Consider the following 12,576-nt stretch of genomic DNA (forward strand, 5'->3'; position numbering starts at 1 on the left):
GCGACCGCCGGCAACTGATGCGCGAGCGCGCTCAATAGGCGTTTTCCGTGTTGAGCAGGCGGACCGGCGTCAGGAACAGGATGCGCAGGTCGAACAGCATCGACCAGTTCTCGATGTAGTAGAGATCGTATTCGGTGCGCATGCGGATCTTTTCATTGGTGTCCATCTCGCCGCGCCAGCCGTTGATCTGCGCCCATCCGGTGACGCCGGGCTTGACCTTGTGGCGGGCGAAATAGCCGTCGACCACCTCGTTGTAGAGCAGGTTGTGCGATTGGGCGGCGATCGCATGCGGGCGCGGCCCGACCAGCGACAGCGAGCCGAACAGCGAGTTGAAGAACTGCGGCAGCTCGTCGATCGAGGTCTTGCGGATGAAGCGGCCGACGCGGGTGACGCGCGGGTCGTTCTTGGTCACCGTCTGCTTGGCGGTCGGGTCGGACCTGTCGGTATACATCGACCGGAACTTGTAGACCTCGATGACCTCGTTGTTGAAGCCGTGGCGCTTCTGCTTGAACAGCACCGGCCCCTTGCTGTCGAGCTTGATGGCGATCGCGGTGGCGAGCATCACTGGCGAGAAGACGATGATGCCGACAAGCGAGAAGATGATGTCGAAGCTACGCTTGGCGACCGAGTCCCAGTCGTTGATCGGCTTGTCGAAGATGTCGAGCATCGGCACGGAGCCGATGTAGGAATAGGCGCGCGGGCGGAACTGCAGCGCATTTGAATGCGCCGAGAGCCGGATGTCGACCGGCAGAACCCAGAGCTTCTTCAAAAGCTGCAGCACGCGCGATTCCGCCGTCAGCGGCAGCGACACGATCAGCATGTCGATGCGGGCGATGCGGGCAAACTCGATTAGCTCGGAAATGGTGCCGAGCTTCGGATAGCCGGCGACGATCGGCGGCGAACGCTTGTCGCCGCGGTCGTCGAAGATGCCGCAGATGCGAATGTCGTTGTACGGCTGCTTCTCGACCGAGCGGATCAGCATTTCGGCCGACTTGCCGCCGCCGACAATGAGCGCGCGGCGCTCCATGCGCCCGTCGCGCGCCCAGCGCCTGATCAGCCTGGACATCACCAGTCTGAGCCCGAAGATCAGCAAGAAGCCGACCACGAACCAGCTGCCGAACAGAAGACGCGAATAGTCCTCCGAAGCCTTCATGGCGAAGGCCGTGAGAGCCATCAGCGCGAAGGTGCCAGCCCAGACGAGGAGCACGCGGCCGAAATTGGCGAGGGGGCGCATCAGCGCCGCGATCTGGTAGCTGTCGCTGACGTCAAGCAGCACCACCGCCAGGAACGAAGCTGCCGCGATCGTCAGCGGATATTGCCAGGCGAGATAGTTGAAGAACCCGACATAGTAGAAATAGAGGCACATGCCTGACAGGAAGAGCACGGCGAATTCGACCATGCGCAGCACGCCGCTGACCATGATCGGCGACATCGTATCGCGCCGGTACTGCGAGGCGACCTGTCGCGCCACGTCATTGATGCCGGGCACTTGAGCTTCGGCCGGGCCGTCGAATTTGCGCACCGCCTCCATCGAAAAGCGGTGCGCGGGGTCGATCTCGTTCATGGGGATTGTCCGCGAGCTTCGCGCGAGTGAATAGCAAAAGAGAGCTAAGAAAGCCTTGAAACAACAGGTGGCTTTGAATGCGTATTGTTGCTTGCGACGACTGGCGGTTTTTTCACGCCTATTGCAGATTAGTAAATTCTAAAGCTTTAGCGCCGCGAAGTAAGCCTTCTCGATCTCGGCCGCCATCACGTCGGCCCCGAATCGCGCCTTCAACTCGGGGTTTTGCGGCATCAGCTTGCGGTAGGCGCCGCGATCGTCGAGAGCCGTTCTGAGCCTGTCGGCAAGTTGGCGGGCATCGGGTCGGATCAGGGCAGGGGAGTCTTCGCCGAAGATCTCGGGAATGCCGCCCACGGCGGTGGCAATCATCGGCATGCCGGCTGCCAGGGCCTCGAGCACGATATAGGGCATTGCTTCCGCGCGGGACGGGACGACGATCAGCTCGGCCAGGGCGAAGGCTTCTCTGGCCGGCATCGGCGGCAGGAAGCGGACGTGGCCCTTCAGTCCGAGTCGCTCCACCTGAGCGTGGTAGCGTGGCAGGTCGTCGCCGGCACCGACCATCACCGCGCTTAGCCGGCGTCCGAGCTCCCTGCCGGCGCGCGCCAGCGCATCGATAAAGATGTCCGGGCCTTTGAGATCGCGCATCATGCCGATGTATATGAGATCGGCCGCATCAGCCGCCGGCGCCACCGGTTCGAACTCGACGGCCCGCAGGCCGTTATAGACCAGCCTGTTGGGGATGGGCGGCTCGCCGACCTTCCGTCGATAAGTTGTCCGCTCGTAGTCGGAAACGAACAGAAGGCAGTCGCTGAAGCGGGCCATGAAACGCTCCAGCGCGAAGAACAGCTTGCCGGTCGCCGTCGTTTCGTCATAGTGCAGCGAGCCGCCATGCGGCGAATAAAGGCGGGCCACGCGAGACCTTGAAACCCGCAACAGTGAGCCGAACAGACGGGCATAGGCGCCACCCTTGGCGCCATGCCCGTGCAGCACGTCCGGCCGCAATTCCTTGATGATTTGATAGGTGCGCCAGGCCGCGGCGATGTCGCCCGGTCCGATATGGCGCTGCATGGGCGTGCGATGGATGCCGAGCGCCAGGCGCTCCTTCATCGCTCCGAACAGCCGCTCCTCATAGTCGCCGCCCGTGGTCGAATCGCAGACGATACCCACGGAATGGCCGGCGGCGACCTGCGCCTCGGTCAGGTCGCGCACATGCCGGAAGATTCCCCCGACGGGTGAGCGGAAGCAGTGGACGATCCGAAGGTGAGCCGCCACGTTGATTTTCAGAACAGGCGTTCGCGGACGTAGACGGTGTCGCCGGGCAGGAGCGGATCGGATGTCTGCACCCTGCCGGTCATCACCTTGCCGTTGATGTCGCGGGTGATGTCGACGCTTTCCTGGTTGGCGCGCGGTGTGAAGCCGCCGGCGATCGCGATCGCCTTCTGCACCGTCAATCCCGGCACATAGGAATATTGCCCTGCGGCGCCGACTTCGCCCATGACGAAGATCGGCCGGTAGCGGTCGATCTCGACCGAGACGTCGGGATCGCGCAGATATCCCTGGCGCAATTTATCGGCGATTTCCTTTTCGAGCTGCTGGGCGGTGTGGCCGCGCGCCGGCACGGCGCCGACGAGCGGGAAGGAGATGTAGCCGGATTGGTCGACGCTGTAGGTGTTGGTCAGCCCGTCCTGCTCGAACACCGTGACGCGGATCCGGTCGCCGGCGCCGAGTCTGTATGGCTGGTCGAGCACTTCATGAAAGGCGGCGGGCGCCGGCCGGTAACTGGAACAGCCGGTAAGCAGCGACAAGGCGAGCATGGCGCGAAAGAGATGAGCAGTGCTTTTCATGATCGGACACGAACCTTCGTCGCTCTCGCCACCGGTGAGGCGGCCAACCCCAGGAAGTGCGCCCGTTATCATCCTGTTAGGGTTAATGGTCGGTAAAGGATGGGCCTTAGACTCATCGGCTGCTGGCAAAAAAGCCAATTGTTCTATTGCTTTCGCAGGACGTTCTTTGAGTGCGTTCTAAAAAGTACGCATCCTGATCTTAACGGCTGCGTTACCATAGTTGTTTACGGTCCATCCTCGACTCAAAGTTCGGAGCAGGATGCATGTCCGTTCAGTCCGCGGCCGCAGATGTCGATGTCGACCTGAGACAGCTCTTCGCCAGCCTGGCGAGGAATTGGCTGCGCATTGTTCTCGTCACGCTTGTCGTCACCGGGCTGGCGTTTGCCTTCGCCTGGCTGGCCACGCCGCAATATAAGGCAGTGGCCAAGCTGGAGATCGGGCCGCGCGAATCGATCTTCACGCGGCCGGCCGGCACAACCAGCGACGACAAGCCGGCGACCGATGAGGAGGCTGTAGCCACCGAAGTCCAGATCATGTCCTCGCCCGATATCCTCAAGAAGGTTGCCTCGGACCTCAACCTGGAAAAACTGCCGGAATTCGACGAAGCGCTGAAGATGTCGGCGCTCAGTCGCGCGCTTGTGCTTGTCGGCCTGAAGAGCGATCCCTTCGACATCCCGCCGGAAGAGCGCGTGCTCAAGGCAATGCACGATAAGCTCAACGTCTACGGCGTTGAAAAATCCCGCGTAATTGCCGTTGAGTTCTCCTCGAACGATCCAAAGCTCGCCGCCCAGGTCGCGGACGCCATTGCGCAGGCCTACCTTGCCTCAAAAGGCAGTGCGAAGATGGAATCGAACACCGCCGCCACAGGCTTCCTCGGCCCGGAAATCACCGATCTGCAGAATCGGGTGAAGGATGCCGAAGCCAAGGTTGCCGCCTATCGCGCGCAATCCGACCTGTTGATGGGCGGCAACAATTCGGTGCTCGCGACGCAGCAGCTCTCGGAACTGTCGAGCGAGCTTTCCCGGGTGCGCGCCCATCGCGCCGCCGCAGAGGCGACCGCTGACAGCGTGCGCAAGGCGCTGCAGAATGGCGGCACGCTGGACAGCGTGCCGGAAGTTCTGTCTTCCGAGCTGATCCAGCGCCTGCTCGAGCGGCAGGTAGAGCTCAGGACCAATATTGCCGATCTGTCGACGACGCTGCTCGACAACCATCCTCGCATCCGGGCGCTGAAGTCGCAGCTTGCCGATCTCAATGGCCAGATCCGCAACGAGGCGCAGAAGATCCTCAAGGGATTGGCGACTCAGGCACAGACCGCCAAAGCTCGTGAGGACCAGCTGGTCCAGGAGGTCAACACGCTGAAAGCCGCTTCGGCCCGTGCCGGCGAGCAGCAGGTGGAGCTCGATGCGCTGCAGCGCGACGCCAATGCCCAGCGCCAGCAGCTCGAATCCTATATGGCAAGCTACCGCGAGGCGGCTTCGCGCGCGGACCGCAACTATCTGCCGGTCGACGCCCGTCTGCTTTCGAAAGCACAGGTGCCGACCGAACCGTATTTCCCGAAGATCGGCCCGATCACTGGTGCCGCCGCCGCCGCGTCGCTCCTGCTGATGGCGATCAGCACGCTTCTGAGGGAATTGTTCTCCGGCCGTGCCATGCGTCCGGCCGCCGGAGCCCGATTCGAGCCGATCGAACAGGTGGCGATGCCGGTGGCGCGCACCGAACCGGCGCTCGCCGATGCCGAAGATGAAGCTAGCGACGATTCGGTCGCTGACGAGCGGATCGGGCAGGGCACCGTCATGGAGGCAGCGCCTGCCGAGCCGGTAGATCCACCAGACCCGGCACAGCCCGAAGCGCGCCGGTCATGGCAGCCGAGACTTGGCGAGATCGATGTCGAGAAGGCGGCGGAAAAGCTGATTGCCTCGGGTGCCGCGCGCGCCATCTTTGTCTCCCCGGAAGGTGACGAGGCCGCCGCCACCGCCGTGCTGGTGGCGCGCGAAGTGTCGGATGCGGGCCTCCGGGTGCTCCTGCTCGATCTCACCGCCTCGGGCGCCGCCTCGCGCCCGATGCTGGACAGCGGACTGCTTCCCGGCATCACCAATCTGCTGGCCTCCGAGGCGCAGTTCAGCGACGTCATCCATCCCGATCTCTATTCGGACGCGCATGTGATTCCGGTCGGTACCGCCGATCCTATCCGCGCCATGCGCGCCGCCGACCGGCTGCCGATCATCATGCAGTCGCTGACCACGGCTTACGACCTCGTCGTCGTCGAATGCGGCCCTGCCGACGCACAAGGCATCAGCCGCCTGGTTGGCGATGGCACGGAAGTCTTCCTGTCGATGCTCGAAGCCGATGACGAGGTCACGCAGGCGGCGGTCAAGCTGATCGAGAACGGCTATCCGGACGTCACGCTAGTCACGCCGGTTGGCCATGAACCGGGAGATCCGTTGCCCGGACGCCGGTCGGCGGCCTGAACAGATATCGCCCGCGAAGCCCTCGGATTTGAGTCTCGGGCTGACGGACGACGGTCAGGCGTCGTCCTCGGCAACAATAGGGGCGGCCTGTCCGGCAGCCTTCCGGCGCAAGCTTTTGGTCAGTGTCCACACCGTCGGATTGTTCTTGATGAAGGCCTTCGCCCGCGCGCCTTGCCGCAGCCCTGTGGCTAGCACGCGACCTTTCAGCGTCAGCGGCATCAGCACCTCGAAATGCCGGACCTCAATGTCGCACCAGAGCCGCTTGTAGGGCTCGTCGCCGACCGAGAAATCATAGAGGTCGAAGCCTTGCTCGCAGGCTTCCTGGATGTTGTCGAAGAACAGGAAGTCGCCGGGGCTGGTGAAGGCGAGATCATCCTCGGCGATCGCGCCGAACTCGCAGATCAGGCGCTTGCCTGAGCGGCTGGAGCCGGTAACGGCGCGAAGTTTTCCCGCTACCTCCAGCCCGTGCAGCAGGAAGGATGGCTCCTGCTCGGCAAGCGCATCGGCAAACAGCGCCCGGAAGAAGGCGCGCACGCCTTCATCGCCGAACACGTTGGCGATGCCCATCTTGGCGAAGCGCGCCTGCTTCATGTCGAAGAAAGCGTCGAGCAACCTGTCAACCTCCTTGCGGCTTCGCCCCTCGATACGGCGGAAGCTGCCGACGGCCTCGAACTTGCGCGTCTGCGAGCGGTGCTTCTTGCGCTTCCGCTTGCCGCTCGCGCGGCTGAGTAGCGCCTCGAAGCCGCCATCGAGGTCGACGGCCAGCGCAAGGTTAGGGCTCGCAAAATTGGGCAACGCGGCGAGCGGGTTGGCGGTGCCGTCGAGATCGGGCAGCAGCCGCTCCAGCGAAACGAGGTCGATGTCGGGCCGTGCCGTGGCGATCGACGAGAGCAGGGAGCGGATCGCAGGACCGTTTACAGCAGGCAAAAGCCGCGGGTCGGTTGCGGGGAAATTGCCGTTGGCATGACGTCCGCCGGCGAGACGAGCGACGCGGAACGGGCCGTTTCGGACCACTTCCAGCGCCAGCGAAAGAGCCGGTCGACCCTCGATGCTTAGCGTGGCGACCGCCATATCGGCTTTGGTCTTGGCCGCCCAGTTGCTCACCCAGGACGCGCTCTGCGCCGGAGCAAACAGCGCCGAAGCGCAGAATTCTGCATAGCCCGCAAGACCCGTGCCATCGGTCACCGCCGCCGTCAGTCTGCCTCGGCTCGAGGCAGGCGCACGCGCCGGCGCTTCGTTGGCAGCGACGCGATTGCCGTCAAATGACGCGGCGGCGTCAACCATCCCTCAATCCTTAAGACGTATTGGTTGCAACCTGGGGTTCGCGTAGGTCCTTGGATGAGCCTAGACGCAAAAGGTGAAGGAATGATCGACGGGGCCGAGGCAATCCGGAAGCTGGCGTTGAACGTTGCCCGCTACACCGGTCTCGCTCCGCTGGCGAGGCCGTTTGTCGGCGGCATCGGTGCCATCTTGATGTTGCATCGCGTGACCGCGACGCCCGAGAAGCCGAACAGCGTCAATCGCCATCTGAACATCGCCCCTGCCTTCCTCGACAAGCTGATCGCCGACATGAAGGACAGGGGCTATGCCTTTGTTGCCCTTGATGAAGCGGTCAAACGCATCGGGGCGGGCGGCAAACACGGCCAGTTCGCCACCATCACCGCCGACGATGCCTATCGCGACAACATGACGGAGGCGCTGCCGGTATTGGAGAAGCACGGTGCGCCGATCACCATCTATGTCGCGCCCGGCCTGATCGACGGTGCGGTCGACCTGTGGTGGGACGTCATCGAGGGTATCGTCGACACCGGCTCGCACCTGACGCTGAAGACGAAGAGAGGATCGACGGTCGTCGATTGCTCGACACCCGGCCGAAAGATCCAGACGATTGCAAGGCTGAACGCATGGTTGACCCAAGAGGTCCCCGAGGAAAAGCAGGGCGCCGCGCTGCGTGAACTGGCGCGCTCCAACGGCATCGAGCTCGGCACCGGCCGCCCCGGCACCCTGATGAGCTGGGATGAGATTCGCAAGGTTGCCGCCCATCCGCTGGTGACGATCGGCGCGCACACCGTCAACCACCGCAACCTCAAGCGGTTATCCGAAGCGGAAGCGCGTCACGAGATCGGCGACGTCCGCCGTATCCTCATGGAACGGCTGGGGGCAGAGCCGCGCCATTTCGCTTACCCCTACGGTTATCCCAGCGCGGTTGGCTGCCGCGAGGTCGGCTTCGCTCGTGATGCCGGCTATGTCTCGGCGGTGACGACCCGGCATGGCGTCCTGAGAGCCGAGCATGCCGGCTTCCTGCATGCGCTGCCGCGCATTTCCGTCAACGGCCGCTACCAGAGCGTCGCCCACATCCGCACGATGCTGTCGGGTGTGACGACGCCGCTTGCCAACGCCGGCAAGATGGTCGTCACCATTTAGCCCGAAGGGGCGTCAGCATCTGTGGAAATAGCGGTAGGTGTCCGGCGCGTTCATCCATTTGAGCTGTGACGCAAGCCCGCCATGCGCGTTGATCCAGCCTCTGATGTCGGCAGCATAGGCATTCCACAAGACGGCGGTCATGTCGGTGCGGTGCGCCAGATGGAAGCCGAAGCTTGCCGCAGGCATCACGCAGATGCGGCTGCGGGGAATATAGCCGAGCAGCACCGTGCAGGCCGACTGGCATTTGCCGACGATGCGGACATTGACGCCGCGCGCGGCGAGCCCCTTCCAGCGCTGGCTGTACGCGGCGACGCTGCCGCCATGATCGTCCGACACGTTGATGGTTTCGGCGGCTGCCATCGAGGCCGCCATGCAGGCGATGATCAGGATCAATCCCGCGAACGAGGCTTTTGGCATGGCGCAAGCCCTCCCTGCCATGCGGTCAAGCCAGGCAAGTTAGTCCCAATGCGCAATCACGTATGAATCACGTTAGCGTTGGCGCGGCCGCGCTCAGCCCTTCTGAGGCGGCTCCATGATCAGCCATTTGATGATGCCCATCGCCGGCAGCACCCAGAGCAGGCCGCTGAGCAGGAAGAACAGGAAATGCGCCAAGGAGCCGTATTCGGCGAGCCTTGTGACCGCGATGGCCGAGGCGATCAGCGCGTAGATGACGACGAGCGCCACCAGCAGAATGGTTCCGATCAGCTTTTTCAGGCGAATGGGCATGTCGCGGTCCCGTTGACCCGCCTCGCTTAGGCCGATTGGGGAGCGGGCGCAACCGCCGCGGGCCGGCGCGACGGCGTGCCGCGCTGTCCGGTCTTGCCAGCCGGGCGGCCATGGTCCACCAATCCCGCGATTTCAACTGCCGGGAAACTCCCATGGCCGCCATAACCACCACGGCCCCAGACGCCGCCCGCGATCGCGATCTCCACAACCGCGCGCTGGTGCGCGGCTGGCTTTATTTCGTGCTGGTCGTGCTGGCCGCGCTGGTGCTGGTCGGCGGCGCCACAAGGCTCACCGGTTCCGGCCTGTCGATCACCGAATGGCAGCCGATCCATGGCGTGATCCCGCCGCTCAACGATGCCGAATGGCAGGAAGAGTTCCAGCGCTACCAGCAGATCCCCCAATATACAGAGCTCAACAAGGGTATGAGCTTAGAAGCTTTCAAGTCGCTCTTCTGGTGGGAATGGGTGCACCGCATCCTCGCCCGCAGCGCCGGCGCGGTCTTCGCATTGCCGCTGCTGTTCTTCTGGGCGACGCGCCGCATCGAACGCGGCCTCGGGCCGAAGCTTCTAGGTATACTTCTGCTCGGCGGCCTGCAGGGGGCCATCGGCTGGTGGATGGTGGCCTCGGGTCTAGTCGACCGTGTCTCGGTCAGCCAGTACCGGCTGGCGACGCATCTGACGCTCGCGGCGCTAATCTTCACCGCCACCATGGTTGTCGCGCGAGGATTGGCGCCGCACTCCGAGCGCGCCGCCGACCGCTCGACCCAGCGGCTTGCCGGCGCGATCGTGCTCTTGGCACTGATCCAGATCTATCTCGGCGGCCTGGTTGCCGGCCTCCACGCCGGCCTCTCCTACAACAATTGGCCGCTGATGGACGGCAAGGTGATCCCGGCCGATCTCCTGCTCTTGAAACCTGCCTGGCTGAATTTCTTCGAGAACCCGAAGACGGTGCAGTTCGTGCACCGGCTCGGCGCTTACACGCTCTTTGCGGTGGCGCTCTGGCACATGATCGCCACCTGGCGGCGTCAGCCCGGCACTACGCATGCCCGCCGCGCCACGCTGCTGTTCCTGCTGGTGCTGGCGCAGGCCTCGATCGGAATCGGCACGCTTTTGATGCAGGTGCCGCTGCATATGGCGCTCACCCATCAAGGCGTCGCGCTGATCGTGCTCGGCTTCGCCGCCGCGCACTGGCGCGGCACCAAGGGTGCCTATCCGCTGCCGACCGAGATCGCCGTCAGAGGCTGAGGCGCGCCTTGCGCATCGTCGCTCAGTGCTTGATGCCGAGCATCAGGTCCAGATTCTGCACGGCAGCGCCGGAAGCACCCTTGCCGAGATTGTCGTAGACGGCCAAGAGCAGCGCCTGCGCCCGCTCGTCATTGGCGAACACATAGACCTTCATCCGGTTGGTGCCGTTATAGGCCTCCGGATCGATCTCCGGCATGCGCTCCATATGCGTATAGGGCGCAACCTCGACCACGCCGCCGCCGACCGACGCATAGTGATCGGCGATCGCCGCATGAAGCTCGGCGCCGCTCGGTACACGGTCGAGGCCGCCCAACTGCAGCGGCACCACCGTGATCATGCCTTGCGCGAAATTGCCGACGGCGGGCTGCATGATCGGATCGTGCGACAGCTTCGCGTAGGTCCTGAGCTCCGGCACATGCTTGTGCTGCAACGTGAGCCCATAGGGTAGGAATTCAGGCGCGTCCTCGCCCTTGCCGACATAGTCCTCGATCATCGGCCGGCCGCCGCCGGAATAGCCGGAGATGCCGTTGACGGTGACGGGGAAATCGGCAGGCAGCAGGCCGGCCGAGACCAGCGGACGCAGCGTAGCGATAGGGCCCTGCGGCCAGCAGCCGGGATTGGCGATGCGTTTTGCGCTGGCGATCTTGTTGGCCTGATCCTTGTCCATCTCGGCAAAGCCATATTCCCAGCCTTCGGCCACACGATGCGCGGTCGAAGCGTCGATGACCTTGGTCGTATCGTTCTCGATCAGCGATACGCTTTCCTTGGCCGCGGCATCCGGCAGACAGAGGATCGCGACATCGGCGGCGTTGAGGAATTCGGCCCTGGCCGCGGCTTCCTTGCGGCGATCGGCGGGAATGGAGATGATCTCCAGGTCGCCGCGGTCGGCCAGCAGCGCCCTGATCTGCAGGCCTGTCGTGCCATGTTCGCCGTCAATGAAGATTTTCGGTTTCATCGGTTGCCAAAATCCCTGCAATTCCAGAGCTATATGCCTTGCGCGTTATGTAGCACGGCATGAGTGCCGTTGTTCAGGTCGTCGAGCCGCGCCTTCCTTTCGGCCACCAGGCCGAGATAGTGCATGGCGATGATCGATCCGGCGATCGCCGTAATATCGGCATGATCATAGGCCGGCGCAACCTCGACGACGTCGGCGCCGACGATATCGATCTGGCCGAGTTGGCGCAGCGTCGAAAGCATCTTGGCCGAAGACGGGCCGCCGGCCACAGGCGTGCCGGTGCCCGGCGCGAACGCCGGGTCGAGGCAATCGATGTCGAAGGTAAGATAGGTCTTCCTGCCGCCTGTGCGCTCCACGATCGCGTAGGCGATGTCGGAGGCGCGCATCTCCTCGACTTCATGGCCGTAAATGATCTTGATGCCGAACGTGTCCGGCGCATGGGTGCGGATGCCGATCTGGATCGAGCGGTCTGGATCGATGACGCCTTCTTTGACCGCGCGGGCGACGAAGGAGCCGTGATCGATGCGCCTGCCGTCGTCCGGCCAGGTGTCCTGATGCGCGTCGAACTGCACCAGGGCCAGCGGCCCATGGATCGCTGCATGCGCCTTCAGCAGCGGCCAGGTGACGAAATGATCGCCGCCGAGCGTCAAAAGAAATGCGCCTGAGCTCAGGATCTTGGCCGCCTCGCGCTCGATCGTACCGGGCGTCTTCTGGTGGTTGCCGCTGTCGAGCAGGCAATCGCCGTAGTCGACCACGGCGAGCTGTTCGAACAGGTCGCGCGAGAACGGATATTGCGGATCGTTGTCGAGGATCGCCGAGGCGCGGCGAATCGCCTGCGGCCCGAAGCGCGCGCCGGGACGATTGGTGACCGCGGCGTCGAAGGGAATGCCCCACACGACGGCGTCCGCGCCCTTCGCATCCTTGGTATATTTGCGCCGCATGAACGACAGCGCACCGGCATAGGTCGGCTCGAGCGACGCCCCCGTTTTGGAACGGGCGGTGAAGGCGTGGTCGATCTCTTGGTTCGCCATTACGGGTCCTCGGTTGTCATCGGGGAGCCACAACTACAGAACCGGCACGCAACTTGCCAGTCACAGCTTGCCGATATCGAGCGGCGCTCGAGGAGTGCCACGGCAACACAGGATTTGTCTCGCCATGACGCCTCGCCAAACAAATTTGAGCAAACAGCTAGCCGGCTTCGTTCACCTCCCTGTCATGGGCATCGCCTAACCGGGTCCCGACCCGGAACGGAGCGATTCCCCGATGCGAACACTCTGGCTGAGCCTTCTTCTGTCCGCCGCGCTTGCGACTGCCTCGAGTCAAACCTTAGCCGGTGAGACGCGCGCCGCCCAAA

11 protein-coding genes are annotated in these 12,576 nt (G+C 63.7%); 3 read left to right on the top strand and 8 right to left on the bottom strand.

What is annotated here, in order from left to right:
- Positions 1 to 31: 31 nt before the first annotated feature.
- The 3 genes from EOA79_RS22860 to EOA79_RS22870 form a co-directional block, all read right to left on the bottom strand.
- Positions 32 to 1,564 (bottom strand): undecaprenyl-phosphate glucose phosphotransferase, encoded by a 1,533-nt coding sequence (locus EOA79_RS22860; protein ID WP_095824733.1) that lies wholly within the window; start codon positions 1,562 to 1,564, stop codon positions 32 to 34.
- A 138-nt stretch (positions 1,565 to 1,702) separates the two neighbouring features.
- The gene (locus EOA79_RS22865) at positions 1,703 to 2,833 is read right to left on the bottom strand and encodes a glycosyltransferase family 4 protein (protein WP_095824732.1); all 1,131 of its coding nucleotides are present in this window, start codon (positions 2,831 to 2,833) and stop codon (positions 1,703 to 1,705) included.
- A gap of 8 nt (positions 2,834 to 2,841) precedes the next feature.
- Complete coding sequence (locus tag EOA79_RS22870; protein WP_067000804.1) at positions 2,842 to 3,405, bottom strand: polysaccharide biosynthesis/export family protein; 564 nt, start codon at positions 3,403 to 3,405, stop codon at positions 2,842 to 2,844.
- Between the two features lie 263 nt (positions 3,406 to 3,668).
- Between EOA79_RS22870 and EOA79_RS22875 the strand changes: the two genes are divergently transcribed.
- Positions 3,669 to 5,873, top strand: coding sequence for an exopolysaccharide transport family protein (locus tag EOA79_RS22875; protein WP_095824731.1), 2,205 nt, complete (start codon positions 3,669 to 3,671; stop codon positions 5,871 to 5,873).
- Positions 5,874 to 5,927: 54 nt separating this feature from the next.
- Here EOA79_RS22875 and EOA79_RS22880 read toward each other — a convergent pair whose 3' ends face one another.
- The gene (locus EOA79_RS22880; protein ID WP_067330088.1) at positions 5,928 to 7,157 is read right to left on the bottom strand and encodes a GNAT family N-acetyltransferase; all 1,230 of its coding nucleotides are present in this window, start codon (positions 7,155 to 7,157) and stop codon (positions 5,928 to 5,930) included.
- 81 nt (positions 7,158 to 7,238) lie between these two features.
- Here EOA79_RS22880 and EOA79_RS22885 point away from each other — a divergent pair, with 81 nt between their 5' ends.
- A complete protein-coding gene (locus EOA79_RS22885; RefSeq protein ID WP_127334849.1) occupies positions 7,239 to 8,297 on the top strand; it encodes a polysaccharide deacetylase family protein in 1,059 nt (352 codons plus the stop codon).
- Positions 8,298 to 8,309: 12 nt separating this feature from the next.
- On the opposite strand, the gene EOA79_RS22890 is transcribed toward EOA79_RS22885, so the two are convergent.
- Together EOA79_RS22890 and EOA79_RS22895 are read right to left on the bottom strand one after the other, a co-directional pair.
- The gene (locus EOA79_RS22890) at positions 8,310 to 8,714 is read right to left on the bottom strand and encodes a hypothetical protein (RefSeq protein ID WP_095824729.1); all 405 of its coding nucleotides are present in this window, start codon (positions 8,712 to 8,714) and stop codon (positions 8,310 to 8,312) included.
- A 93-nt stretch (positions 8,715 to 8,807) separates the two neighbouring features.
- Positions 8,808 to 9,023 (bottom strand): DUF2842 domain-containing protein, encoded by a 216-nt coding sequence (locus tag EOA79_RS22895; protein ID WP_095801287.1) that lies wholly within the window; start codon positions 9,021 to 9,023, stop codon positions 8,808 to 8,810.
- A gap of 152 nt (positions 9,024 to 9,175) precedes the next feature.
- On the opposite strand from EOA79_RS22895, the gene EOA79_RS22900 reads away from it, so the two are divergent.
- Positions 9,176 to 10,267 carry a COX15/CtaA family protein gene (locus EOA79_RS22900; protein WP_128293292.1) on the top strand — a complete coding sequence of 364 codons (1,092 nt, stop codon included), beginning with the start codon at positions 9,176 to 9,178 and terminating at the stop codon, positions 10,265 to 10,267.
- Between the two features lie 22 nt (positions 10,268 to 10,289).
- Here EOA79_RS22900 and argC read toward each other — a convergent pair whose 3' ends face one another.
- Complete coding sequence (argC, locus tag EOA79_RS22905) at positions 10,290 to 11,222, bottom strand: N-acetyl-gamma-glutamyl-phosphate reductase (protein WP_095824727.1); 933 nt, start codon at positions 11,220 to 11,222, stop codon at positions 10,290 to 10,292.
- A 29-nt stretch (positions 11,223 to 11,251) separates the two neighbouring features.
- The gene (gene speB, locus EOA79_RS22910) at positions 11,252 to 12,253 is read right to left on the bottom strand and encodes an agmatinase (protein ID WP_067000830.1); all 1,002 of its coding nucleotides are present in this window, start codon (positions 12,251 to 12,253) and stop codon (positions 11,252 to 11,254) included.
- Positions 12,254 to 12,576: the final 323 nt, after the last annotated feature.

This window comes from Mesorhizobium sp. M1A.F.Ca.IN.020.03.2.1 (assembly GCF_004023205.1).
GTDB lineage: Bacteria > Pseudomonadota > Alphaproteobacteria > Rhizobiales > Rhizobiaceae > Mesorhizobium.